This is a genomic window from Xanthomonas floridensis (assembly GCF_001642575.1).
Taxonomy (GTDB): Bacteria; Pseudomonadota; Gammaproteobacteria; order Xanthomonadales; family Xanthomonadaceae; genus Xanthomonas; species Xanthomonas floridensis.
The window spans coordinates 1-25815 of sequence record NZ_LXNG01000010.1 but is presented as its reverse complement, the minus strand read 5'-3'; the positions used below and the strand labels follow the sequence as shown (position 1 = coordinate 25815).

The 25815-nt window shown below is 65.7% G+C and carries 15 protein-coding genes; 10 read left to right on the top strand and 5 right to left on the bottom strand.

The genetic code is table 11. From position 1 onward, the window contains the following. Positions 1–4: 4 nt before the first annotated feature. Positions 5–523, top strand: a complete 519-nt coding sequence (locus A7D17_RS06300; protein ID WP_064508324.1) for a hypothetical protein — start codon at positions 5–7, stop codon at positions 521–523. A 104-nt stretch (positions 524–627) separates the two neighbouring features. Here the strand turns inward: A7D17_RS06300 and fdxA are convergent, their stop codons facing one another. The 5 genes from fdxA to A7D17_RS06275 all read right to left on the bottom strand — a co-directional run bounded on the left by fdxA (position 628) and on the right by A7D17_RS06275 (position 4838). Continuing rightward, positions 628–951, bottom strand: coding sequence for a ferredoxin FdxA (gene fdxA / locus A7D17_RS06295; RefSeq protein WP_006453280.1), 324 nt, complete (start codon positions 949–951; stop codon positions 628–630). Positions 952–1280: 329 nt separating this feature from the next. Beyond that, positions 1281–2159 carry a 2-dehydro-3-deoxygalactonokinase gene (locus A7D17_RS06290; RefSeq protein ID WP_064508323.1) on the bottom strand — a complete coding sequence of 293 codons (879 nt, stop codon included), beginning with the start codon at positions 2157–2159 and terminating at the stop codon, positions 1281–1283. After that, complete coding sequence (locus tag A7D17_RS06285) at positions 2156–3067, bottom strand: SMP-30/gluconolactonase/LRE family protein (protein ID WP_064508322.1); 912 nt, start codon at positions 3065–3067, stop codon at positions 2156–2158. The genes A7D17_RS06290 and A7D17_RS06285 overlap by 4 nt, the downstream gene beginning before the upstream one ends. Beyond that, a complete protein-coding gene (dgoD, locus tag A7D17_RS06280; protein ID WP_064508321.1) occupies positions 3061–4209 on the bottom strand; it encodes a galactonate dehydratase in 1149 nt (382 codons plus the stop codon). The genes A7D17_RS06285 and dgoD overlap by 7 nt, the downstream gene beginning before the upstream one ends. Next, positions 4206–4838, bottom strand: a complete 633-nt coding sequence (locus A7D17_RS06275; protein WP_064508320.1) for a 2-dehydro-3-deoxy-6-phosphogalactonate aldolase — start codon at positions 4836–4838, stop codon at positions 4206–4208. Before A7D17_RS06275 ends, dgoD begins: the two co-directional genes overlap by 4 nt. 415 nt (positions 4839–5253) lie before the next feature. Between A7D17_RS06275 and A7D17_RS06270 the strand changes: the two genes are divergently transcribed. The 9 genes from A7D17_RS06270 (at position 5254) to xylB (ending at position 25658) form a co-directional block, all read left to right on the top strand. Further along, a complete protein-coding gene (locus tag A7D17_RS06270; protein ID WP_064508319.1) occupies positions 5254–6225 on the top strand; it encodes a LysR family transcriptional regulator in 972 nt (323 codons plus the stop codon). 256 nt (positions 6226–6481) lie between these two features. Beyond that, the gene (locus A7D17_RS06265) at positions 6482–9412 is read left to right on the top strand and encodes a TonB-dependent receptor (protein WP_064508318.1); all 2931 of its coding nucleotides are present in this window, start codon (positions 6482–6484) and stop codon (positions 9410–9412) included. Positions 9413–9746: 334 nt separating this feature from the next. After that, a complete protein-coding gene (locus tag A7D17_RS06260; RefSeq protein ID WP_064508317.1) occupies positions 9747–12470 on the top strand; it encodes a TonB-dependent receptor in 2724 nt (907 codons plus the stop codon). A 111-nt stretch (positions 12471–12581) separates the two neighbouring features. Then, positions 12582–14840 carry a sialidase family protein gene (locus A7D17_RS06255; RefSeq protein WP_064508316.1) on the top strand — a complete coding sequence of 753 codons (2259 nt, stop codon included), beginning with the start codon at positions 12582–12584 and terminating at the stop codon, positions 14838–14840. Between the two features lie 106 nt (positions 14841–14946). Then, the gene (locus tag A7D17_RS06250) at positions 14947–16863 is read left to right on the top strand and encodes a sialate O-acetylesterase (RefSeq protein WP_064508315.1); all 1917 of its coding nucleotides are present in this window, start codon (positions 14947–14949) and stop codon (positions 16861–16863) included. An 11-nt stretch (positions 16864–16874) separates the two neighbouring features. After that, entirely contained in the window at positions 16875–18617 is a 1743-nt protein-coding gene (gene galD, locus A7D17_RS06245) for a GH35 family beta-galactosidase GalD (protein WP_064508314.1), read from the top strand. 183 nt (positions 18618–18800) lie between these two features. Next, a complete protein-coding gene (locus A7D17_RS06240) occupies positions 18801–21704 on the top strand; it encodes a TIM-barrel domain-containing protein (RefSeq protein ID WP_064508313.1) in 2904 nt (967 codons plus the stop codon). A 91-nt stretch (positions 21705–21795) separates the two neighbouring features. Further along, entirely contained in the window at positions 21796–24168 is a 2373-nt protein-coding gene (locus tag A7D17_RS06235; RefSeq protein WP_064508403.1) for a glycoside hydrolase family 95 protein, read from the top strand. Further along, a complete protein-coding gene (xylB, locus tag A7D17_RS06230) occupies positions 24165–25658 on the top strand; it encodes a xylulokinase (protein ID WP_064508312.1) in 1494 nt (497 codons plus the stop codon). Before A7D17_RS06235 ends, xylB begins: the two co-directional genes overlap by 4 nt. Positions 25659–25815: the final 157 nt, after the last annotated feature.

Below are 25815 nucleotides of genomic sequence, written 5' to 3'. Positions count from 1 at the left end.
ATCGATGCGTCATTCCGTTTCCCCCGTCCGCGTGCTGTCGCTCGCGTTGCTGGCGACCGCCACTGTCGCTGCCACGAGCGGTTGCAGCTGGTTCCACAAGGGCGCGCGCGGCGACTATGCGCTGGCGCCGGAAGCCCGTCCGCTGGAAGTGCCGCCGGACCTGAACCTGCCCGACACCTCCGGTGCGATGAAGGTGCCGACCCTGGCCTCCACCACGCAGCAGAACAGCAACATGCCGCCCTCGGCGAGCGCCAACAGCGGTTTCACCGTGCCGGGCGAGCGCGACGAGGTGTTTGCCAAGGTGGGTGAGGCGCTGGCCGATATTCCGGGCCTGACCATCGCCAGCAAGGCGCAGATGCTCGGCTCCTACGACGTGAGCTACGAGGGTTCCAGCTTCCTGGTACGCGTGGTCAAGGTCGATGCGGGCAGCTATGTGTCGGCGGTGGACCCGCGCGGTATGCCGGCCACTGCGGCAGCGCCGGTGGCGGTGATCTCCTCGCTGAAGGGCAAGCTCGGCGGCTGAGTGGTTGCAGCATGGCCGGACAGCAAAACGGGCGCCTGAGGCGCCCGTCTTGTTTGTAGTGCGTGCGGTGAGGGGCTGGCGGAGTGCGCTCGCCGACGGCGGCCTCAGCGCTGCAGCAGCGGCAGCTTGTTCGGCTTGCCATCCCATTCGGCGGCATCGGGCAGCGGTTCCTGGCGCACGGTCAGTACCGGCCAGGCCTTGGCGAGCTCGGCATTGAGCGCAACGAAGCCTTCCTGACCAGCCGGCACGTCGTCTTCCGGGTAGATCGCGTTGGCCGGACATTCCGGTTCGCACAGGGTGCAGTCAATGCACTCGTCCGGGTCGATGACCAGAAAGTTCGGGCCGACGTGGAAGCAATCCACCGGGCAGACCTCGACGCAGTCGGTGTATTTGCACTTGATGCAGTTTTCGGTGACAACAAAAGGCATGGCGGAATCCGGCGTTTAGCCTGTCAATTCTAAAGCAGTCGGGGGACGGGTGTGGAGTTGGTGATCTTTGGGGGTGGCGTGCGACTTTTGCTGCGGCAGCTGCGTGCCGTCCTACGCAGCTGGTGCCTGTCGGTTAGTGAGGTTGGCTGACGGCGGTGCGCGCTTTGAGCGGTGTTGGGTGAGTTCGTCGAGTTGGCTGTCTGCCGCCGTACCCTCACACGGCCCCCCGCTCTACGCCCCGGCCCGCGCTCGCGGCACGGGGGCTCGAAGGCACACGCGCCAGTGGCGCATAAGACGTGCCTTCTCGCCCCGCGGGAGAGGGGCTGACCTCAAGCCAGCCCGCGCTGCCTGGCCAGCGCGAACAACCCTGCCGCAGCCAGATCTTCCGGGTGCAACCGGCTGTCAACGCCTACATGTTGCAACGCCAGCGCGTAGCGCTGCGCCAGCGCGGGGCTGCCGACCAGGTGCACGGTGGCGTGCGTGCCGCGGTGTTCGCGCAGTTCGTGGCCGATCAACAGGCCGGACAGGTACGAGGGCAGGGCCTGTGCGCTGAGGCGGTCGAACAGGCCTAGCGTGCGGGTGCCGAACAGATGGTGGCTCAGCCCGCCCGGTTCGGCGCTGCGCTCGATGCCGAGCAGGAATGCAGGCGCGTCGAGCTCGGCGTGGGCGTCGGGGATCAGCTTGCCGAGGATGCTGTGCTGGCATAGCACTGCATACAGTTCGCCGGTCATGACGGTGGCGAAGTCGGTCAGCTGGCCGTTGGCGAGGGTGGCCCATTTGCTGTGCGTGCCGGGCAGGCAGGCCACGTGGTCGCCATGGCCCAGGCTGGCGAGCAGGCCGACCAGCTGGGTCTCCTCGCCGCGCATGACGTCGGGCACGCCGGTCCGCTCGCCGGTGCTGACGCCGGGCACGAACCACAACGTGCGGCCGGGCAGCAGGTCGGCGTAGCGGCGCATGGCCGCTGCCAGGGCCACAGTGTCGGTGGGGCAGGGCAGGTAGGCCTGTTCGACCCAGCCATTGCGGCTGCCGATCATGCCCGACAGCAGTACCGGGCCCTCCCAGCCGTTGATCAATGCGCTCAGCACGTCGGCGAAGCGTCCCTGGCAGGCGAGGATGCCGTCGCTGCCGCGACGCTGTTCCAGCACTGTGCCGCTCGCGTCGAGCAGGTAGGCGCGCAGGCTGCTGGTCCCCCAGTCGACGGCGATCATGCGCTGGCCACCCGGCTTTCGGGCAGGCCGGCGATGGCGAGGTCGCACACGAACAGGCTGCCGGCTTCGGGCATGCGCGCGAGTTCTTCGGCGCTATGGTCCAGGCGCGAGGAGATCACGTGCAGGCGATCCAGGGCCGCGCCGCCGAACGCACTGCAGGTGGGGTGCTTGATCGGCAATTGCACGATGCGCTCCACGCTGCCGTCGGGTCGATAGCGCACCACGCGCGAGGCGCGCCATTGCGCATTCCACAGGTGGCCTTCGCTGTCGATGATCGATCCATCCGGTTCGGCGTCGTCGCGATCCAGGGTGGTGAACACGCGCGTATTGCTGGTCTGCGCCGTCTCCGGGTCGTAATCGCAGCACAGGATCTGCGGGCGCACCGAATCGCAGTAATACAAGGTGCGGCCGTCAAGGCTGAAGCAGATCGAGTTGGGAATGGACACACCCGGCAACGGCAGCGCACGCAAGCCGTGCCGCAGCGAAAACTGGTAGAACGCGCCGCGGGCGGCCTTGCTGTCGTGTTCGTCCATGGTGCCGAACACCAGATTGCCGTGCCGGTCGACGCGGCCATCGTTGCTGCGGGTGAGCGGGTTGTCCGCCTCCACATCGGCCAATTTTTCGAATGGCAGCATGTCGGCGTCCGTGTTGTCCGGATCGACCACCCCCACTGCCTTGGCCAACGCGACCAGCACGCGGCCATCGTCCATCAGGCCCAGGCAGCCCGGGCGATCGGGCAGTGTCCAGTAGCGTGATCGTGCCGTGGCCGGATGGTGCCGCCACAGGCGCTTTTCAACGATGTCGACCCAGTACAGCGCCTGGCGCTGTTCGCACCACAGCACGCCTTCGCCGTGTGTGCAGCGGCTGTCGACCGCCAGCGCGGCAGTGTGTTCGGGCGTGCTCACCATTCGGCGATGCTGCCATCGCTGTGACGCCAGACCGGGTTGCGCCAGTCCGGCGGATTTTCGTTGGCGCGCTTGAGCATGGCTTCGTCGATCTCCACACCGAGCCCGGGCTTGGGCAGGGCAGCGATACTGCCATCGACACACTGAAAATCGTCTTTATTGATGACGTAATCGAGCAGGTCGGCGCCTTCGTTGTAGTGGATGCCGATGCTCTGTTCCTGCAGTACCGCGTTGTGCGAAACGAAGTCCACGTGCAGGCAGGCGGCCAATGCAATCGGGCCGAGCGGGCAGTGCGGGGCGAAGCCGACATCGTAGGCTTCGGCCATCGCGGCGATCTTGACGCACTCGGTGATGCCGCCGGCATGCGACAGGTCCGGCTGCACCATCCCGATGCCACCGGCGCACAGAACGTTCTTGAACTCGAAGCGCGAGAACATGCGCTCGCCGGCCGCCAGCGGAATCGAGGTGCTCGCGGCCAGGCGCGGATAGTACTCGGCCTGCTCGGCCAGCACCGGTTCCTCGACGAACAGCGGCTTGAACGGCTCCAGCTCGCGCAGCAGCGCCTTGGCCATCGGCGCGCCGACGCGGCCGTGGAAGTCGATGCCGAAATCGATGGCATTGCCAAAGGTTTCGCGGATTTCGGCGACCTTGACCACCGCTGCATCGACGGCGCGCGCGCTGTCGATCAGCTTCATTTCCTCGGTGCCGTTGAACTTGAAGGTGTCAAAGCCCAGCGCACGGTAGTCGGTGATCTGCTGGATGATGGCGCCGGGGCGGTCGCCGCCGACCCAGCGATAGGTCTTCATGCGATCGCGTACCAGCCCGCCCAGCAGCTCGTACACCGGCACGCCCAGCGCCTTGCCCTTGATGTCCCACAGCGCCTGGTCGATGCCGGCGATGGCGCTCATCAGGATGGCGCCGCCGCGGTAGAAACCGGCGCGGTACATGGTCTGCCACAGGTCGTTGATGCGTGCCGGATCCTTGCCGACGATGTAGCCGGCCAGTTCGTGCACGGCCGCTTCCACGCTGCGCGCGCGGCCTTCGATGACCGGCTCGCCCCAACCGGTGATGCCCTCGTCGGTTTCGACCTTGAGGAACAGCCAGCGCGGTGCAGCGTGGTAGGTGGTGAGGCGGGTGATCTTCATCCTTGCAGTTCCTGGTAGGCCTGCACGAACGCGCGTGCATGCGTCTGGGTTGTTTCGAGGGATTGGCCGGGTTTGTACAGTTCGCCGCCGATGCCGGCACCGGCCGCGCCCTGGGCCATGAAGCCGGCCAGGGTCTGCGGGCTGACGCCGCCGACCACGTAGACCGGGATGTGCTTGGGCAGCACCGAGCGCAAGGCGCGCACATGCGCCGCGCCATAGGTGGCCGCCGGGAACAGCTTCAGGATGGTGGCGCCGGCGTCGATGGCGTCGAAGGCCTCGCTGGCGGTGGCAAAGCCGGCCACCACGGTCAGCCCGCGCGACACCGCATGGCGGATCAGGCTGGGGCGCGTATTCGGAGTGACGATGAAGCGCGCACCGATCTCGGCCAGGGTGTCCACGTCTTCGTTGCGCAGCACGGTGCCGGCACCGATCCAGGCGCGTTCGCCATAGGTCTGCTGGGCCAGGGCGATGCTTTGCTCCCAGCGTGGCGAATTGAGCGGAATCTCGATCGCATCGAAGCCGGCGTCGATCAGTGCGCCGACATGGTCGGGCGTCTCTTCCGGCGTGATGCCACGCAGGATGGCGATCAGCGGCAGGGCGAACAGGCTGGCGGTGGTGTCTGAGGTCATGCGGTTACTCGCGATAGAGCGGAAAGCGGCCGTTGGCGACCGAGTGGCCGGCAACGTCGGGGGAGCTTGCGCAACTGCGCAGACGACAGGTCGCCGCCAATGCGCAATCCGGGGAGAAAAACGCCATGCGGTAGCAGCGCCGCGATGCAATGCCGATGGGCACGCCCGGCATGCACAAGCATGCCGCTACGGCCCGCAAGTGGCCGGCAAATTGCGGTCATCGTCGTCCACCTCCGCGTTCATGGCGTGCGTGTTATCGCCTGGTCGAGGCGGGTCACGTCTGTTCTGGCCGCGCCCGGGAGGTAGGGGCTCCTGCTGCGGCGAGCGCTAGCCTCGCGCGGTGAGATATGTGCTGCAAATGAAATTTTCGGCATATTCTATTCCTCCGACGAATACACGGCCGCAACCGCACCCCATGGCAAATTCCGGTACTCCCTGGTTCAACGCAGCCCGCCTGAAAACCCGTCAGCTGTTGCTGCTGCTGCATCTGCACGAACAACGCTCGGTGCTGCGCGCGGCCGAGGCCGCCAGCATGACGCAACCGGCCGCCTCCAAGCTGCTGGCCGAGATGGAAGACATGCTGGGAGTGAAACTGTTCGAGCGGCATGCCCGTGGGGTCGAGCCGACCTGGTACGGGCATGTGCTGATCCGGCGCGCACGCGCGGCGATGTCGGAGATCGGCCGTGCGCAGGAAGAAATTGCGGCGCTGCGTGCCGGGCGGATGGGGCAGGCGTCGATCGGCACCGTGGTCAACCCGGGGACCAACCTGGTGCCGCAGGCCATTGCCGAGGTCAAGCGTGAGTTTCCGGACATCCTAGTGCGGGTGGAGATGGACTACAGCCGTCCGCTGGTGGCCAAGTTGCTGGATGGCCAGCTGGACATCGTGATCGGCCGCATCCTGGGGCCGGAAGGGGTGGGCGAGCTGGAGTTCGAGCCGCTGGCTGACGAGCCGCATTCGGTGATCGCCCGTGCCGGCCACCCGCTGGCCAGCCGGGTCGGCCTGCAGCATGCGGACCTGGTGCGGCACGGCTGGATCCTGCCGCCGGCCGACAGCGTGCTGCGCGCGCGGCTGGACTCGATGTTCATGGAGCACGGCGTGCAGACGCCAACCAATGCCATTGAGACCTCGTCGCTGCCGGTCACCTCCACGCTGCTGCGCGGCACCGACATGCTGACCGCCCTGCCGGTGGAATCGGTGGCGCCGCTGATCCAGGCCAAGCTGCTGACCGTGCTGCCGATCGAGCTGGGCGTGCGGATGGAGTCGTTTGGCATCATCCGTCGGCGCGACTACATCCTCCCGCCGGGTGCCGAGCGCATTTTGCAGGCGCTGCGCACCACCGCCAGGCGGCTGTACCCGGCCCTGCGTGGGCCGGAATCCCTTGCTTAACAGGCTCTTCCATTTCTATTCCGTGGGGTAATACCAGCCTGTGAATTTTTCATTGGCTGGCGCTAGACCGTGCGCCTATATCTGTGCGCCAGATCGCACGCTGAAGCGCACGTGAAGTCGGGCAGGTGATCGGCGGCCAATCCGCCATGCAGCAGGAGGTGGAACCGGCGCCAGCGCCTGTTCCGCACGATCACGCGGCGCGCCTTGCGCCGCGACAACCAGTCTTCAGTCGTCTTGCGTCCTGGGAGGGATTCAGATGTCCAAGTTTTCAAGCCATGCCTCGGCAGGAACGGGCGTGCGCGCGCGTTGTCTGCCACCGTTGCGTCGTTCGGCCATGGCCATCAGCATCGGGCTGCTGCTCGCTGCGCCGGCGTATGCCCAGCAGGCCGCGTCCCAGCAGAACGCACCCTCAGGCAAAGCCAGCAGCGCGGTCGACCTGGACACGGTGGAGGTGCGCGGCGTGCGCGCCAGCCTGATCAAGTCGCAAACGATCAAGCGCGATGCCGCGCAGATCGTGGATTCGGTCAGTGCCGAAGACATCGGCGCGCTGCCCGACCGTAGCGTCACCGAAACCCTGCAGCGCGTCAGCGGTGTGACCATCGACCACTTCGCCGCACGCAGCGACCCCGATCACTTTTCGGCCGAAGGCAGCGGCGTGATGATCCGTGGCCTGACCCAGGTGCGCGGCGAACTCAATGGCCGCGACATCTTCAGCGCCGCCAGCGGCCGTGGCCTGAGCTTCGAAGACGTGCCGGCCGAACTGATGGCTGGCGTGGACGTGTACAAGAACCCTTCCGCGGAAATCATCGAAGGCGGTCTGGGTGGCACGGTCAACCTGCGCACGCGCATGCCGTTCGACAATCCGGGCCGCATCGTCGGCGGCAATGTCGACGTCAACTACGGCGACATGAGCAAGAAGTACAAGCCGTCGGCGTCGTTCCTGTTCAGCGACCGCTGGCAGACCGGTATCGGCGAGATGGGCTTCATGATCGACATCGCCCATTCGGAACTGGCGACCCGCTCGGACGGCATCCAGGTCGAGCCGTATGTGCGCCGTACCGACGATGCAGTGCTGGCCGGCAGCGGCCGCAGCGAAGTGTTCGTGCCGGGCGGGGTCAACTGGCGCCAGCTGGATTTTGAACGCAAGCGCGACGGTATCGCTGCTGCGTTCCAGTGGCGGCCCAGCGACCAGACCGAGATCTATGCGCAATACCTGCGCTCGCGCTACGACATGAACTGGCAGGAGCGCGCGGCGTTCTTCAACGACAGCAACAACAGCATCAGCCCGGCGCCGGGGACGACCTTCCAGTACGACCAGGACGGCGTGTTCCAGCGCGGTTCGCCGGTGTCCAACTCCTGGCGCGGCCTGCTGACCGGCGACGGCGTGCGCTTCAATACCGACAACCGCTATTCGGATCAGCAGACCACCACCTCCGACCTGTCGGTGGGTTTCAGCCATTACTTCAACGACAACCTGCAGATCAAGGGCGATGTGCAGCTGGTGCAGTCGGAGAACGACCAGCTGGACTTCACCGTGTTCAGCGCGACCTATCTGCCTGGCCTGACCTATGACGTATCGGGCAAGTATCCGACCGTACAGATCGCCAACCAGGGCTTTACCCAGGACCCGTCCAATTACTTCTGGGCGGCGGCGATGGACCACCTGGGCCACAACCGCGGGCGTCAGCTGTCCACCCGTGTGGATCTGGAATACACCTTCCAGGACAGCAGCTGGCTGCGCTTTGCGCGCTTCGGCATGCGCGCCACCGACCGCAACCAGACCAACAAGAACTCCGGCTACAACTGGGGCGTGTTGTCGGACAACTGGGCGGCCATCCCCGGTAGCGCCAATGGCCTGGCCAACATGTCGCAGTACCTGCCAAACGAGTCCTCGCAGTTCACCTTCTCCAACTTCTTCCGCGGCGGCGTGAACGTGCCGACCACCTTGATCGTGCCCAATGGCGGGCTGGTCAGGAATTACCGGCGTGCCTCGGAGCTGTTGCAGCAGCAGATCGTGGACCTGCGCGGTTCCGGTTGGGCGCCGGATACCTACCAGCCGCAGGACACCAACCGCCAGTTCGAGCGCACCCAGGCCGCCTACGCGGCGCTGTACTTCGGCAACGATGAGGCACTGGGCGTGCCGGTGGACGGCAACATCGGCATACGCGTCGTGCAGACCAAGACCCAGGCCGAAGGCTTCGGTCAATTCCAGGATCTGTCCGGCCTGAACGTCTCGCCCGAACTGCAGGCCCGCTATACCGGCCAGTATTTCGACAACAACTCGCAGGGCAGCTACACCAACGTGCTGCCCAGCCTGAACCTGCGTGTGCGTTTCACCGACAACCTGCAATGGCGCTTTGCCGCGTCCAAGGCGATGGCGCGCCCGGATTACACCCAGCTGCAGCCGTATGTGCTGCTGAACGTGGAAACCGACGACGCCGGCAACGCGACCAACTTTGTCGGCACCGCGGGCAATCCGACCCTCAAGCCGATGCGGGCCAACCAGTTCGACACCGCGCTGGAGTGGTACTTCGACAGCAGCGACATGCTCTACACCACGCTGTTCTACAAGAAGGTCAAGGACTACTTCTCCACCCAGACCCGCGCCGAGACCTACGACAACCGCCAGTGGCTGGTGACCCGGCCGTACAACACGGATGAAGGCACCATCCGTGGTGCAGAAGTGGGCTACACGCAGTTCTTCGACAGCCTGCCGGGCTGGTTGAGCGGCTTCGGCGTCAATGCCAACTTCACCTACGTCGACAGCGAGGGCGGCGCCAATACCGCCATCGATCCTTACACCCGTACCACCGTGGACGGTGTCGACCTGCCACTGGAAGGCCTGTCGCGGCGGAGCTACAACCTGGCCGGCATCTACGAGAAAGGTCCGCTGTCGTTGCGCCTGGCCTACAACTGGCGCTCGCGCTACCTGTTGACCACCAGCGACGCGGCGACCCGCCTGCCGACCTGGGCCGACGACTATGGTCAGCTCGATGGCTCGTTCTTTTACCGCTTCAACGAGCATCTGCAGCTGGGCGTGCAGGCCAACAACCTGACCAACACCGTGACCAAGGTGCTGATGGGCCCGACCTCGTACGAAGGCGGCGAAGTCGACCCGCGGCTGTATACCCGCTCGTCGTTCGTCAACGACCGGCGCTACTCGCTGGTGCTGCGCATGAACTGGTAAGTGCGCGCAGTCACGCCTCGACTGTGAAGTGCGTTGCACGGTCGAGGCCGTTTCCTGCCGACTGGCAGGGACGGCCCGTAATGCCGGACCTGTCAGGTTTCACACGATTGCTATAGTTTTAACGAATACCTTTCCAGGAATATTTCATTGGTGTGGCATGACGGCCGCGCCCTATGCTCCCGCCGCAGCCGCAGGTCTGCCCGCCAGGGCGACCACGCATCGGCACTCCCGGCAACGGCCGGATGGCAGATGCGGGCCAGCAACAACGACGGGCAGGGCGTTCGCGCACCGGTCCGCTAAAACAAGAAGTACATGCGTCCTGGGAGGGAGCACCATGTCAGTGCAACATCGCCACATTCCGGCAGGCCGGGCTGTGGGTCAGCGTTCGATCCGTGATTTCCGCCGCTCCGTGATGGCCATCAGTGTAGCCACGCTGCTGAGCGCGCAGGCCTATGCGCAGGATGCGACCACCACCGCTGCACCGGCGTCGGATGCCACCACCCAGCAGCTGGACACGGTGCAGGTCACCGGTACCCGCAGCAGCGTCACCAAGGCGCAGCTGGTCAAGCAGAACGCCGAGCAGATCGTCGACTCCATCGTCGCCGAAGACATCGGCAAGCTGCCCGACAACAACGTCGCCGAGGCGCTGCAGCGCATCTCCGGCATCCAGATTTCGCGCAACTACGGTGAAGGCAGCTCGATCGCCATCCGCGGCCTGACCCAGGTGCGCACCGAGCTCAATGGCCGCGATATCTTCACCGCCAACGACGGCCGTGGCCTGAGCTTCGAAGACGTGTCGGCCGAGTTGCTCGGCGGCGTCAACGTGTACAAGAACCCGTCTGCCGACATGATCGAAGGTGGTCTGGGCGGCACTGTCGACCTGCGCACGCGTCTGCCGTTCGATTACGACGGCCGCAAGATCGCCGGCAGCGTGCAGTACAACTATTACGACCTCGCCGACGACGGCAAGCCGGCGTTCTCTGGCCTGTTCAGCGATCGCTGGCAGACCGGCATCGGCGAGATCGGCATCCTGGTGAACTACTCGCAGCAGAAGAGCCCGTTCCGTCAGGACACCATCTCGATCGAGCCGTGGTACACCCAGACCGATCTGCCGGGCTACGAAGGGCAGGGCGTGTCGGTGCCGCACGGCGCCGGCATCAACACCACCGTCGGCGAGCGCGAGCGCAAGACCGGCGCCTTTGCGATGCAATGGCGTCCGAACGATGCGGTGGAGGTCTATACGCAGGTGCTGCGGTCGGACTACGACTTCAGCTGGCACGATTATTCGTTCTTCGCGTTGACCGGCGCCAACCCGATGCAGGGCACGCCCGGCATCCAGGTCAACGACCGCAACGAGTTCGTCAACGGCACCTTCCAGAACGTGCCGGCCGACTCCAACACCAGCCTGACCGAGCGGCATTCGGTGACCACCGACTACTCGCTGGGCGCCAAGTGGACGGTCAACGAAAAGCTGACCCTGAGCACCGACTTCCAGTACGTCGATGCCACCACCACCGGCACGCGCTACATCGTGGCGACCGGCCTGAATAACACGCCGTTCTTCAACGTCGACTTCCGTGGCGACCTGCCCAAGCTGTCGGTGACCGACGCCAGCGGCGCCGAAGGTTTCCTGGCCAACCAGGACAACTACAACGGTTGGCGTTGGCACCTGGATAACAAGGACGACAACAAGGGCACCGAGTTTGCCTGGCGTTCCGACATGGATCTGGCGTTCGACAGCGATTTCGTGCGCAGCTTCAAGGCCGGTGTGCGTTATACCGACCGCGATGCCGAGACCAAGGGTGGCGTGTTCCGCTTCATGTGCATCAACGGCTGCGTCGGTACGCCGTTCTCGCAGTTCCCCACCGTGGGCGTGGTGACCAACCCGATCACCGATTTCTTCCGCGGCAAGAGCAGCACCTTTGGGCCGACCCTGACCGCTTCCGATGCGGCCGTGGCCAACTACGAGCAGACGCTGGCCACCTTCGGCGGCACGCCCCTGGAGTTTGCGCCGAACAACATCAACACGCAGAACGAGAAGACCTACGCGGCCTACGGCGTGCTGCGCTTCGGCGTGGATGGCGACATCCCGTTCGACGGCAACATCGGTGTGCGTGTGGTGCGGACCGAGGTAGGCTCACAGGGCGTGCGCACCGGGACCGATGCCGAAGGCGGTGGTCTGATCCCGGTGGATGCACAGCAGACCTACACCGACGTGCTGCCGAGCTTGAACCTGCGCTGGATGCTGAGCGATCAGCTGCAGTGGCGCTTTGCGGCCTCGCGCGGTATCTCGCGGCCGACCTTCGACAGGCTCAACCCGAACCTGAGCCTAAGCACCGGCACGTCGTCCACCGGCGCCTCGACTTTCACCGGCAGGGCGGGTAATCCCGATCTGGAGCCGGTCAAGGCCGACCAGTTCGACACTGCGCTGGAGTGGTACTTCGGCCAGGGCTCGATGATGTACGGCACCCTGTTCTACAAGAAGGTGGAAGGCTTCATCGCCGACAGCGTGTTCAACGAGGTGTACGACGGCCAGGTGTGGCAGATCACCCGCCCGGTCAACGGCGATGCCGGCAAGATCCGTGGTGCGGAACTGGGCTACACGCAGTTCTTCGACTTCCTGCCGGGCTGGCTGAGCGGCTTCGGCCTGCAGACCAACTACACCTACGTCGACAGCGAGGCGCCGAGCCCCACCGCCACCGACACCAACGGCCAGTCGTTGACGGTGCCACTGGAAGGCCTGTCCAAGAACAGCTACAACGCGATCGTCAGCTACGAAACCTCGCGCTTCCAGGGCCGTGTGGCCTACAACTGGCGCAGCGACTGGCTGGTGACCACCGCGGGCAACGGCACCGGGAATCTGCCGGTCTACAACAAGGGCTTCGGCCAGCTGGATGCCTCGCTGCGTTTCAACATCAATGATGTGTGGTCGATTTCGCTGGATGGCGTGAATCTGCTCGATACCCGTCGCGAAAGCTACCTGGGTAACGAGTCGCGCTACCGCGACTTTGTGATCAACGATCGTCGGTATGGCCTGACCTTGCGGGCCAGCCTGTAGAACGCGCCGTAGGAAGTGCGTCTCCGGTTCGGCGAGCTGTGCAGGCAGCTCGTCGGGCCGGTGTTTTTCCTATCGATGGCGCTGCCGTCGATCGCGATGGGAGCCGGAGGAATGATCGCCATGATCGATCCGCCTACTAAGCGCCGCCTTTCCGCAGCACACGCGTGGCTGACTGCTGTTTGCCTGACGCTGGTGTTGCCCTTCATGACGCCCCACGTGTCTGCGGCCGAGCCCGGCACGCCAGGGCCGTATCACTGGCGCAGTGTCGCCATCGGCGGTGGCGGCTTCGTCACCGGCGTGCTGTTCCATCCCGCCGAGCGCGATCTTGCATACGCACGCACCGATGTCGGTGGCGCGTATCGCTGGGATGCGCGTGCGCAACAGTGGATTGCCCTGACCGACTGGCTGGGTGCGGACGACTGGAACCTGATGGGCATCGATGCTTTCGCCATCGACCCCGCCAATCCCGAGGCCATCTATCTGGCAGCGGGCACCTATATGCATGCGCGTGCCGGCAATGCGGCGGTGCTGCGTTCGTTCAATCGCGGCCGCAGCTTCGAGCGGGCCGACCTGCCGTTCAAGCTGGGCGGCAATCAGCTCGGCCGCGCCAACGGCGAACGGTTGGCGGTGGACCCGCACGATGGCCGTGTGCTGTTGCTGGGTTCACGTGATGCAGGCCTGTGGCGCAGCGACGATCGCGGCGCGCACTGGGCGCGGGTGGAAGGATTTCCTGCCGATGCATTGGCCGGTGCCACCGCGCGCAACCATGTCGGGCGCGAACAGGCGGTGGGGATCGCCTTTGTCGTGTTCGACGCCGCCAGCGGCCGCGCTGGCAGTCCGACACCACGCATCTATGTGGGCGTTTCCACCGCGCAAACCAGTCTGTATGTCTCCGACGATGCCGGCCGCAGCTGGGTGGCAGTGGCCGGGCAACCTAGGGGGTCGCGTCCGAGTCACATGGTCGGTGGCAGCGACGGCCAGTGGTACCTGAGCTACGGCGATCAGCCCGGCCCGGACTTGATGGCCGGGGGGGCGCTGTGGAAGTACAGCCCGGCACAGGGGCGCTGGAGCGAGATCAGCCCGATTCCGCAGCCGGCCGATGGCGATGGTTTTGGCTGGGGCGCGGTGGCGGTGGACCCGCAAGATCCGCAGGTGCTGCTGGCCAGCACCTTCCGCCGGCGCACGCCGCGCGATGAACTGTTTCGCAGCGTCGATGGCGGCAAGCACTGGACGCCGTTGTTGGCCGATGCGGTGTTCGACCACAGCGCCGCGCCGTGGACCGCGCAGGCAACGCCGCACTGGATGGGCGCACTGGCGATCGATCCATTCGACAGCAACCACGCGCTGTTCGTCACCGGCTACGGCATCTGGGCCTCGCGCAATCTGCGCGATTTCGCCGGCAAGCGGCAGCCATTGCAGTGGTGGTTCCAGGACAGCGGGCTTGAAGAAACCGTGCCGCTGGATCTGCTCAGCCCGATGGCCGGTGCGCATCTGCTCAGCGCGCTCGGCGATATCGATGGCTTTCGCCACGACGATCTGGACAGCGCGCAGCTGCAATACGCCGGCCCGCGCCTGACCAATGGCGAAAGCATCGACGCCGCCGGCCAGGCGCCGTTGACGGTGGTCCGCAGCGGCACCGTGCGCAATCGCCGCAACAACGAAATCCGCGCGCTGTATTCGCGCGATGGGGGCACGCACTGGCGCGCATTCGCCAGCGAACCGCCGGCCGGGCAGGGCGCCGGTACGATCGCCATCGGCGCCGATGCGGCGCAGGTGGTGTGGGCGCCGGCGCAGGGCGGCAATTGGCGCACTGCGGATTTCGGTACGCACTGGCAGCGCGTGCAGGGGCTGCCGGAGACCGCCGTGGTGGTGGCCGACCGTGTCGATGCGCAGCGTTGGTACGCCGCCGATCCGCTCAGTGGGCGCCTGTACGAAAGTACCGATGGTGCGGCCAGTTTCCGCGATACCGGGCAGTCGCTGGGCACGCCGGCGCGCGATGAGCGCCTGCGTCCACAGCTGCGGCCCGATCCATGGCGCGCTGGTGTGGTGTATCTGGCCAGTCCCGCAGATGGCGTGATGCGCTGGCAGGACGGCCGCCTGCAGACCCTGTCGACACTGGACGAGGCACGCTCGCTCGGCATCGGCAAGCCGCTGCGCGATGGCGCGCCACCGGCGCTGTATCTGGCCGGTCGCGTGGCCGGCGTGGACGGGGTGTTCCGCTCCGACGACGAAGGCGCGCACTGGCGGCGCATCAACGACGATGCGCATCGCTTCGGCAAGCCGTACAGCGTCACTGGTGACCCACGACTTCCCGGCCGGGTGTATTTCGCGACCGGCGGACGTGGCATCTTTTACGGCGACCCGCGATGAGCGTGCCGTTCCTGGGCGTGTCACCGCGCTGTCCTACCGTGTCCATCTTCGTCCCCCGTCGCCTCGTTGCGCGCCGACTGGCCGCGCCGACCCTGGAGATCACTGCATGACTGTCACCTTCGTTCGCCGCGCCTGCCTGCTGGGCCTGGCGCTGGTCAGCCCGCTCGCAGCGGCGCAGCCGACCCTGCCGCTGTTGTTCAGCGATGGCGCGGTGCTGCAGCGCGATCAGCCGATGCCGGTATGGGGCTGGGCGACACCGAATGCGTCCATCAGCGTGCGCCTGGACGGCAAGCGCGCCACCACCAAGGCCGATGCGCAGGGAGCATGGAAGGTCAGCCTGCCGGCGCACACTGCCGGCGGCCCCTATGTACTGAGCGTGCAGGGCGACGGTGGCCAGCTGCAGGTGCGCGATGTGCTGGTTGGCGATGTCTGGTTGGCCAGCGGGCAATCGAACATGGAATGGCCGTTGGCGCAGGCCAGCGACGGCCCGCAGGCGGTAGCGGCGGCCAACGATCCGCAGCTGCGTCACTTCAAGGTCCCCAAGTCGTGGTCGGTGCAGCCGCAGGCGCGCCTGAGCGGTGGCGACTGGAAAGCCGCCACGCCTGCCAACGCCGGCGAGTTCACTGCGGTGGGCTACTTCTTCGCCAGGGAGCTGCGCGCCAGCACCGGCGTGCCGATCGGCATCATCAACAGCAGCTGGGGCGGTAGCGCGATCGAGGCATGGATGGACGCCGCCTCGCTGGGCATGAACGCCACCCAGAACCAGGGCGCCATCGAGGCGATCAAACAGCGCGATGCCGCGGCGCAGGCCGCCACCGGCAAGCGCATCGCGCGCTGGCCGAAGGTTGATGGCGACACGCCGCAATGGCGTGAGCCGGACTTCGACGACAGCGACTGGGACAGCATTCCGACCAGCCAGCAATGGGAGGCCAGCGGCTTCGATGGCATGGACGGCATTGCCTGGTACCGCACCACCTTCACCTTGACGGCTGCGCAAGCCAAGGCCGGCATCGCACTGGGCGTGGGTCAGATCGACGACTCTGACATCACCTACGTCAACGGCCAGCAGGTGGGCAGCACCGAAAAGCAGTGGAACCTGCCGCGCGTCTACCAGGTGCCGGCCGCGGCGCTGAAGGCCGGCATCAATCACATCGCGGTGCGCGTGGAAGATCTCAGCGGCGGCGGCGGCATGCATGGCCCGGATGAGCAGCGCTTCGTGCAGACCAACGACGGCGCCAGACGTGCATTGAGTGGCTGGAAGTTCCGCCCCGCGGCGGTGCGCGTCTCATTGGCCGACAACAAGAACCAGCTGCCGACGCTGCTGTACAACCAGATGATTCACCCGCTACAGCCGTTTCCGGTCAAGGGTGTGATCTGGTACCAGGGCGAAACCAATGCCAGCGAGAGCGGGGCGGTGAAATACCGCGACCAGTTTGCCGCCATGATCCAGCAGTGGCGCGCCGAACGTGGCCAGAAGGCCCTGCCGTTTTTGTGGGTGCAGCTGGCCAACTTCAAGGCCGGCGGCGACAAGGGCGAGCTGAGCCCGTGGGCGCTGCTGCGCGAATCGCAATCCAAGACGCTGGCACTGCCGGCAACCGGGCAGGCGGTGATCATCGATATCGGCAACCCCACCGACATCCATCCCACCAACAAGCGTGATGTCGGGCATCGCCTGGCGCTTGCGGCCCGGCACGTGGCCTATGGCGAAACACTGGTGTACAGCGCGCCGGTATTCAAGCGCGTGCGTTTCGACGGCGACAAGGCTGTGCTGACGTTCGATCTGCAGGGCAGTGCGCTGCAGGTGCGCGGCGGCGGTGCGGTGCAGGGCCTGCGTATTGCCGGTGCCGATCAACGCTTCCACCCGGCCACCGCGCAGATCGACGGTGACCGCATCACCGTGCACAGCGACGCGGTGAGCGCGCCGGTTGCGGTGCGCTATGGCTGGAGCGAGAACCCCGACGACGCCAACCTGATCAATCGCGAGCAGTTGCCCGTTTCCCCCTTCCGCACCGATACCTGGTGACACGGAGTCTTATGACCATGCATTCCCCCGTTACGCCTGCAGCTTCCCGTTCCAACGCGCGTCGCTGCCTGCGCCCGCTGCTGCTGCCCGCGCTGACGCTGGCCCTGGCGGCCTGCCAATCCGGCGAGCAGGACAGCGCTGCCAAGCCCGACGCCGCCAAACCTGCAGCGAACGCGCCAGCCACCCCGTCTGCCTCTGCGCAGGCGCCTGCCACGCAGACGCCGATGCCGCAGTTCGTCAGCAAGGACGGCAAGCATGCGTTACTGGTCGATGGCGCGCCCTTCCTGATCCTGGGCGCGCAGGTCAACAACTCCAGCAACTATCCCGGCGTGATGGACAAGGTGTGGCCGGCGATCAAGGTGATGGGCCCCAACACCGTGCAGGTGCCGATCGCCTGGGAGCAGGTGGAACCGGAAGAAGGCAAGTTCGACTTCTCCTTCGTCGATACGCTGCTCACCCAGGCGCGCGAACACAAGGTGCGGCTGGTGCTGCTGTGGTTCGCCACCTGGAAGAACAATGGCCCGGCCTACGCGCCGCTGTGGGTCAAGGCCGACAACCAGCGCTTCCCGCGCGTGATCACCCGCGAAGGCAAGTCGATCGGCTCACTGTCGCCGCATGCGCAGGCCACCCTGGATGCCGACCGCAAGGCATTTGTGGCCTTCATGCAGCACCTGAAGCAGGTCGACCCGCAGCACACCGTGATCATGATCCAGCCGGAAAACGAGCCGGGCACCTACGGCAGCGTGCGCGACTTTTCGCCGATGGCGCAAAAGCTGTTCGACGGCCCTGTCCCGGATGCGCTGATCAAGCGCTTGAACAAGCAGCCCGGCACCTGGGCGCAGGTGTTCGGCGCCGATGCCGATGAAATCTTCCATGCGTGGTCGATCGGCCGTTACATCGACCAGGTGACCGAGGCCGGCAAGGCCGAATATCCGCTGCCGATGTACGTCAATGCCGCGCTGCGTGGCCCCTTCAATCCGGGTCAGCCCGGCCAGTACGCCAGCGGTGGCCCCACCGACAACGTGCTGGATGTGTGGAAGGCCGCCGGCCCGCATATCGATCTGCTGGCGCCAGACATCTACATGCCGGAATACCGCATGTACACCACAGTGCTGGAACGCTACGCGCGCCCGGACAATGCCTTGTTCGTCGCCGAAACCGGCAACCGCCCGGAATACGCGCGTTACCTGTATCCCACGTTGGGCCATGACGGCATCGGCTGGTCGGCATTCGGCATCGACTTCACCCGTTACTCCAACTATCCGCTGGGCGCCAAGCACGTCAACGAAGAAACGCTGGCACCGTTTGCGCTGGGCTTCCAGGCGGTGAGCATGGGCATGCGCCCGTTCGCCAAGGCTGCGTCCGAAGGCAAGTTGCACGGTACCGCCGAAGAACCTGGCCAGGCCGTGCAGGAGCTCAAGCTCAACGACCGCTGGGGCGCCACCATCACCTATGGCGTGCCGCAGTTCTGGTTCAAGGGCGAGCCGCCGGGTAACCCGGAGCCGATCGGTGCCGCCCTGATCGCCGAGCTGGGTCCGGACGAGTTCCTGGTCACCGGCTACCACGCGCGCGTGACCCTGCACCCGGCCAGCGACGCCACTGCCAACATGTTCTACGACCGCGTCGAGGAGGGCGTGTACGAGGGCACGCAGTGGCAGTTCCAGCGCAACTGGAACGGCGACCAGACCGACTACGGGGTCAATTTCTCCAGCGTGCCGCAATTGCTGAAGATCAAGCTCGCCACCTACAAGTAATCGCTACGCGAGACGGCGCCGCCTTCGGGCGGGCGGCCGGTGCGCGGAGTCGACATGCCGCACGTCGATTCCGTCGCATCAACGGGGCTTGCCCGACCACCGCCGCCCTGCGCGCTGCTTCATACATGAAACCCATGCGCTGCCGCCCCCGCGGCAGCGATTCGACATTCAAAGGGAGTGACCATGCAAACCACCATCCGTTCCGCCGGCGCCGCGCCTGCCAACCGACGTACACCGCTTGCCCATTGCCTGGCGTTGTCGCTGGCCCTGCTGGCCAATGCCGCGCACGCACAGGAGGTGCGCAAGGCCGCCGACGGCGTCACCGTGGTGCCGAGCGCCAAGGGCGCCGCCCCGGTGCGCCTGCAGGTGGTGGATGCCGGCATCATCCGCGTCAGCGCCGATCCGGATGGCGACTTCGCACGCAGCCCCAGCCTGATGCGCGTGCCTGTGCAGGGCGATAGCACCTTCCAGCTGGCCGAACAGGGCGACAGCGTGCAGCTGAAGACCGGCAAGGTCACCGCCACCGTGTCCACCGTCGATGGCCATGTCAGCTTCGCCGATGCCAATGGCAAGCCGGTATTGTCGGAAGTGGCAGGGGGGCGCAGCTTCGCACCGCTGAAGGTGGAAGGGCACAAGTACCTGACCGTGCGTCAGCGCTTCCAGTCGCCCGATGACGAAGCCCTGTACGGCTTCGGCCAGCACCAGCAGGGCTGGATGAACCAGAAGGGCCGCAATGTCGAATTGCAGCAGAACAACATCGACATGGCGGTGCCCTACCTGGTGTCCAGCCGCAACTACGGCCTGCTGTGGGACAACAACTCCATCAGCCGCCTGGGCGACCCGCGCGGCCTGCAGCCGCTGCCCAAGACGCTCAAGTTGTACGACGCCAAGGGCAAGGCCGGTGCGCTGACCGCACGCTATGCCATCAACGGCAAGCAGGTGCTCGAGCGCCGCGAGAGCGAGGTGAACTACCAGTACCTCAGCGACCTGACCAAGTTCCCCAAGAAGGCGATCACCAAGGACAAGGACAGCCGCATGCAGGTCACCTGGGAGGGCGAGATCGAAGCGCTCACCGGTGGCGAGCACACCTTCTCGCTGTACTCGAGCGAGTACGCCAAGCTGTACGTGGACGGCAAGCTGGTCATCGACCGCTGGCGCCAGAACTGGAACCCGTGGAATCACGAGTTCAAGCTGGAGCTGGAACCGGGCAAGCGCCACACCGTCAAGATCGAGTGGGACCTGATCGACCCCAGCTACATCGCGCTGCTGCATCGCGACCCGCTGCCTGCCGCTGAAGCCAAGGATCTGTCGCTCTGGTCCGAAGCCGGCCAGATGATCGACTACTACTTCGTTTCGGCCGATTCCTACGACCAGGCCGTGGCCGGCTACCGCGAACTGACCGGCAAGTCGGTGATGCTGCCCAAGTGGGCCTATGGCTTCTGGCAGAGCCGCGAGCGCTACAAGAGCCAGGACGAGTTGGTCGGCGCGGTGGCCGAGTACCGCAAGCGCAAGCTGTCGCTGGACAACATCGTGCTGGACTGGTCGTATTGGCCGGAAAACGCCTGGGGCTCGCATGACTTCGACAAGCAGCACTTCCCGGATCCGGATGGCATGGTCAAGGCCGTGCACGACATGCATGCGCAGATCATGATTTCGATCTGGCCCAAGTTCTATCCCACCACCGCCAACTACAAGGAACTGGATGCCGCCGGTTTCATGTACAAGCGCAACGTGGAAGTGGGCGAACTGGACTGGATCGGCAAGGGCTACAAGAACTCGTTCTACGACCCGTACTCGGAGAAGGCGCAGGCCATCTTCTGGCGCCAGGTCAACGAAAAGCTCAACAGCAAGGGCTTCGATGCCTGGTGGATGGACGCCGACGAACCGGACGTGCATTCCAACCTGGACATCGGCGAGCGCAAGGCGCGCACAACACCCAATGCGCTGGGCACCTCCACCGAGTACTTCAATTCGTACCCGCTGCCGCACACCCACGGCGTCTACGTGGGCGACCGCGCGGCCGACGACAAGCGCGTGTTCATCCTGTCCCGCAAGGGCTACGCCGGTACCCAGCGCAATGCGGTGGCGGTGTGGAGCGGGGACATCGTGTCGCGTTGGGACGACATGCGCGACCAGATCTCCGGTGGCGTCAACATGGCGCTATCGGGCCTGCCCAACTGGACCTTCGACATCGGCGGCTTTGCGGTCGAGAAACGCTACGAGAACCAGGACCCGGCGCATCTGCCGGAATGGCGCGAGCTCAATACGCGCTGGTTCCAGTTCGGTGCGTTCGTGCCGATCTTCCGCTCGCATGGTCAGTTTCCGTACCGCGAAATCTGGAACATCGCCCCGGAAGGCACGCCGTTCTACGAGAGCATGGCCTACTACAACCGCCTGCGTTACGCCTTGCTGCCGTACATCTACAGCCTGGCCGGCGATACCTATCAGCGCGATGGCGTGATCATGCGCGGCATGATGATGGACTTCCCGGATGACGCGAAGGTCCGCGACATCAACGACCAGTACCTGTTCGGACCGGCGTTCCTGGTGGCACCGGTGACCCGTTTCGGCGCCACCTCGCGCCAGGTGTACCTGCCGGCCGGCACCAGCTGGCTGGATTTTTCCACCGGTAAGCGCTACGAAGGCGGCCAGACCATCGAAGCGGCCGCGCCGATCGAACGCATGCCGCTGTTCGTGCGTGCCGGCTCCATCGTGCCGACCGGCCCGGTGCAGGAATACGTGGACCAGAAGCCGGATGCACCGCTCACCGTGGTGGTCTACACCGGTGCCGACGGTGAGTTCTCGCTGTACGAGGATGACGGCAAGGGCTACGGCTACGAGAAGGGCGAGTTCAGCCGCATCCCGCTGGTCTGGAACCAGGCCAAGGGCGAGCTGAGCATCGGCAAGCGCGAAGGCAGCTGGACCGGCATGCAGGCCAAACGCACCATCCATGTGCGTTTTGTCGATGGTCCACGCGCCGATGCCGGTGCGCTGGAGCCCAAGTCCGACACCAGCATCCAGTACGACGGCAAGGCGGTCAGCGTGTTGCAGCGCAAGATTGCGTCCGGCAAAGCGCGTCGTCGATGATCGCAGGCTGTCTTCAGTCGATGAGCGAGCAGATGCCGGAACGCCGCAAGGCAGTCGCGGGCGGTTCCGGTGAGGCAGCACGGCGGTGGCCGTGCTGACCCGGCGCGAACTGTGCAAGGCCACCGGGGCCGCGCTTGCGGTTCTGGGGGCCGCGTCGGTGGCCGCGCAGGCTGCACGTTCGGGCAGCGACACAGGGTTGCCGGCCGTAGCGCCGGCAGACGCCCTGCAGCTGTGGTATCGCGAACCGGCCAACGAATGGGTGGAGGCCTTGCCGGTCGGCAATGGCCGGCTTGGTGCGATGGTGTGGGGCGGCATTGCCCACGAGCGCCTGCAACTCAACGAAGACACGCTCTACGCAGGCGGCCCCTACGATTCCACCAGCCCGGAGGGTCTGGCCGCGTTGCCGCAGGTGCGCGCGCTGATTTTTGCCGGCCGCTATGCCGAGGCCGAGCAGCTGGCCGACGCCAAGCTGCTCTCGCGTCCGCTCAAGCAGATGCCGTATCAACCGCTTGGCGATCTGTTGCTGGATTTCGATCGTGCCGACGGCATCAGCGAGTACCGGCGCCAGCTCGATCTGGACACGGCGGTGGCCACCACCACGTTCCGTTCCGGTGGTGCCGTGCACCGGCGCGAGGTGTTCGTGTCGGCACCATCGCAGTGCATTGTGGTGCGCCTGTCCTGCGATCGGCCGGGCGGTATTTCGTTGCGGGTCGGCATCGACAGCCCGCAGAGCGGCGAGGTCACGGTGGAGCAGGGCGGCCTGCTGTTCCGTGGTCGCAACAGTGGTTTTGCCGGTATCGACGGCAAGCTGCGTTTTGCCTTGCGCGTAGTGCCGAAGGTCACCGGCGGCACCGTCAGCCATGTGCGCGACCGGCTACGTATCGAGGCTGCCGATGAAGTGGTGTTGCTGCTGACGGCCGCAACCAGTTTCCAACGTTTTGACGCAGTGGATGGCGATCCGCTGGCGTTGACGGCGGCAAGCCTGCAGAAGGCCGCCAAGTCCGATTACCCCGCATTGCTGCGTGCCCACCTTGCCGATCACCAGCGCCTGTTCCGGCGCGTGGCGATCGACCTGGGCACCAGCGATGCGGCAGCGCTGCCCACCGATCAACGCGTGCAGCAGTTTGCCGGCGGCAACGATCCGGCCATGGCGGCGCTGTATCACCAGTACGGTCGCTATCTGCTGATCTGCAGTTCACGGCCCGGCACCCAGCCGGCCAACCTGCAGGGCATCTGGAACGACCTGATGCAGCCGCCGTGGGAAAGCAAGTACACCATCAACGTCAATACCGAGATGAACTACTGGCCCAGCGAGGCCAACGCTCTGCACGAATGCGTGGAGCCGCTGGAATCCATGCTGTTCGACCTGGCTCAGACCGGCGCGCACACCGCGCGCAAACTGTACGACGCACCTGGCTGGGTGGTGCACAACAACACCGATCTGTGGCGCCAGGCCGGGCCGATCGATGGCGCCAAGTGGAGCCTGTGGCCGATGGGCGGGGTGTGGTTGTTGCAGCAGCTGTGGGACCGCTGGGATTACGGGCGCGACCGTGCGTATCTGAGCAAGATCTACCCGTTGTTCAAGGGTGCGGCGGAGTTCTTCGTCGCCACGCTGGTGCGCGACCCGCAGACCGGCGCGATGGTGACCAATCCGTCGATCTCGCCGGAAAACCAGCATCCATTCGGTGCCGCCATCTGTGCCGGCCCGAGCATGGACGCGCAGCTGTTGCGCGATCTGTTCGCGCAGTGCATTGCGATGAGCAAATTGCTTGATGTCGATGCTGCGCTGGCACAGCAGTTGACCACGCTGCGCGAGCAACTGCCGCCCAACCGCATCGGCAAGGCCGGGCAGTTGCAGGAGTGGCAGCAGGACTGGGACATGGACGCGCCGGAGATCCATCACCGCCACGTCTCGCATCTGTACGCGCTGCATCCTTCCAGCCAGATCAATCTGCGCGATACGCCCGAGCTGGCCGCCGCAGCAAAACGCACGCTGGAAACCCGTGGCGACAACACCACCGGCTGGGGCATCGGCTGGCGGATGAATCTGTGGGCACGGTTGGCCGACGGCGAGCATGCGTATCGCATCTTGCAATTGCTGATCTCGCCAGAGCGCACCTACCCGAACCTGTTCGATGCACACCCGCCGTTCCAGATCGACGGCAACTTCGGCGGCACCGCCGGCATTACCGAAATGCTGTTGCAAAGCTGGGGCGGCAGTGTGTTTCTGCTGCCGGCCTTGCCCAGCGCCTGGCCGCGCGGCAGCGTGCGCGGCCTGCGCGTGCGTGGCGGCGCCAGCATCGATCTGGAATGGGATGGCGGTCGCTTGCAGCAGGCACGCCTGCACAGCGATCGTGGCGGACGCTATCAACTGTCCTACGCAGGGCAGACCCTGGACCTGGAACTGGGCGCGGGCCGCACCCAGCAGGTGGGACTCAACAACAACCGATTGGTGAAGCAATGAGCTTGTACGTAGGACTGGACGTGGGCACGCAGAGCGTCAAGCTGGTGGCCTACGATCCGCAGGAGCGCGCCGTGGTCGCCACCATCGCCGCGCCGATGGAACTGATCAGCCGCGACGACGGTACCCGCGAGCAGCAGGCGCAGTGGTGGGTCGACGGCATCGTGCACTGCTTCGCGCAGCTCGATGGCGAACAGCGTGCGCGCGTGCGCGGCATCTCGGTGTCGGGCCAGCAGCACGGCTTCGTGCCGGTGGCCGCCGATGGCAGCGTCACCGCGCCGGTGAAGTTGTGGTGCGACACCAGCACCGCGCTGGAATGCGACGAGATCATGGACGCGGTGGGCGGCGCGGCGGGTAGCGTGGCGGCCGCAGGCAACCCGATCCTGGCCGGCTACACCGCATCCAAATTGCCGTGGACGCGCAAGCATCGCCCCGACGCCTATGCGGCGATGACCACGGTGATGCTGCCGCACGACTACATCAACTTCTGGCTCACCGGCGAGCGCTTTGCCGAAGTCGGCGATGCCTCCGGCACCGGCTGGCTGGATGTGCGCACGCGCCAATGGTCCGAGCGCATGCTCGGCGCAGTGGATGCGCAGCGCGATCTGCGCACCGCACTGCCGCCGCTGGTGGAAACCGGCGCGGTGTATGCGTTGTCCGACGCGGCGGCCGAAGCGCTGAACCTGCCGGCCGGCGTGCGCGTCACCACCGGCGGTGGCGACAACATGATGGCCGCCATCGGCACCGGCAACGTGGTGCCTGGGCGCCTGACCATGAGCCTGGGGACGTCGGGCACCTTGTTCGCCTACGCCGATCACCCGGTGGTGGACGACGACGCGCGCTGGGCCGCCTTCTGCTCGTCCAGCGGCGGCTGGCTGCCGCTGATCTGCACCATGAACTGCACCGTGGCCACCGAAGCGGTGATGCGCATGTTCTCGATCACCCGCGAGCAGACCGAAGCGATGATTGCCGACACCGCGCCGGGCGCCGACGGCCTGGTGTTGCTGCCGTTCTTCAATGGCGAACGCACGCCCAATTTGCCCGATGCACGCGGCTGCCTGTTCGGCATGGATCTGCACAACACCACTGCGGCGCATTTCTATCGCGCCGCGATGGAAGGGGCGACCTATAGCCTGCGCAATGGCTTCGATGCCTTCGTCGCCGCCGGTCTGCAGTTCGATACCATCCTGCTCACCGGCGGCGGCAGCAAGAGCGCGCAGTGGCGGCAGATGGTCGCCGACGTTTTCAATTTGCCCGTCGTGGTGCCGACCCAGCCCGAAGGCGCCGCCTTCGGTGCCGCCTTGCAGGCGCTATGGGCCTGCGACCGCGACGACGGTGGCACCGATGCGTTGTCGGATGTGGTGCTGGAGCACCTGCAGGTGGACGATGCGCTGTCCGCGCAGCCGGATCCGCAGCGCGTGGCCGGCTACCAGCAGCATTACCAGACCTTCCTCAAGCATCTGCACGTTGTCAGCCCGCTCTACGCTGACTGATTCACCACTCCCCCAGAACCAAGGACATCACACCCCATGAGCAACACCGTTTACATCGGCGCGAAGGAATATTTCCCCGGCATCGGCAAGATCGGCTTCGAAGGCCGCGACTCCGACAACCCGCTCGCGTTCAAGGTCTACGACGCCAACAAAAAAA

Coding starts and splice junctions, on each gene's coding strand:
- xylB (WP_064508312.1), top strand. CDS start 24,165: ATGAGCTTGTACGTAGGACTGGACGTGGGCACGCAGAGCGTCAAGCTG.
- A7D17_RS06240 (WP_064508313.1), top strand. CDS start 18,801: ATGCAAACCACCATCCGTTCCGCCGGCGCCGCGCCTGCCAACCGACGT.
- A7D17_RS06255 (WP_064508316.1), top strand. CDS start 12,582: ATGATCGCCATGATCGATCCGCCTACTAAGCGCCGCCTTTCCGCAGCA.
- A7D17_RS06285 (WP_064508322.1), bottom strand. CDS start 3,067: ATGGTGAGCACGCCCGAACACACTGCCGCGCTGGCGGTCGACAGCCGC.
- A7D17_RS06250 (WP_064508315.1), top strand. CDS start 14,947: ATGACTGTCACCTTCGTTCGCCGCGCCTGCCTGCTGGGCCTGGCGCTG.
- A7D17_RS06290 (WP_064508323.1), bottom strand. CDS start 2,159: ATGATCGCCGTCGACTGGGGGACCAGCAGCCTGCGCGCCTACCTGCTC.
- A7D17_RS06265 (WP_064508318.1), top strand. CDS start 6,482: ATGTCCAAGTTTTCAAGCCATGCCTCGGCAGGAACGGGCGTGCGCGCG.
- dgoD (WP_064508321.1), bottom strand. CDS start 4,209: ATGAAGATCACCCGCCTCACCACCTACCACGCTGCACCGCGCTGGCTG.
- A7D17_RS06300 (WP_064508324.1), top strand. CDS start 5: ATGCGTCATTCCGTTTCCCCCGTCCGCGTGCTGTCGCTCGCGTTGCTG.
- A7D17_RS06260 (WP_064508317.1), top strand. CDS start 9,747: ATGTCAGTGCAACATCGCCACATTCCGGCAGGCCGGGCTGTGGGTCAG.
- A7D17_RS06275 (WP_064508320.1), bottom strand. CDS start 4,838: ATGACCTCAGACACCACCGCCAGCCTGTTCGCCCTGCCGCTGATCGCC.
- A7D17_RS06270 (WP_064508319.1), top strand. CDS start 5,254: ATGGCAAATTCCGGTACTCCCTGGTTCAACGCAGCCCGCCTGAAAACC.
- fdxA (WP_006453280.1), bottom strand. CDS start 951: ATGCCTTTTGTTGTCACCGAAAACTGCATCAAGTGCAAATACACCGAC.
- galD (WP_064508314.1), top strand. CDS start 16,875: ATGACCATGCATTCCCCCGTTACGCCTGCAGCTTCCCGTTCCAACGCG.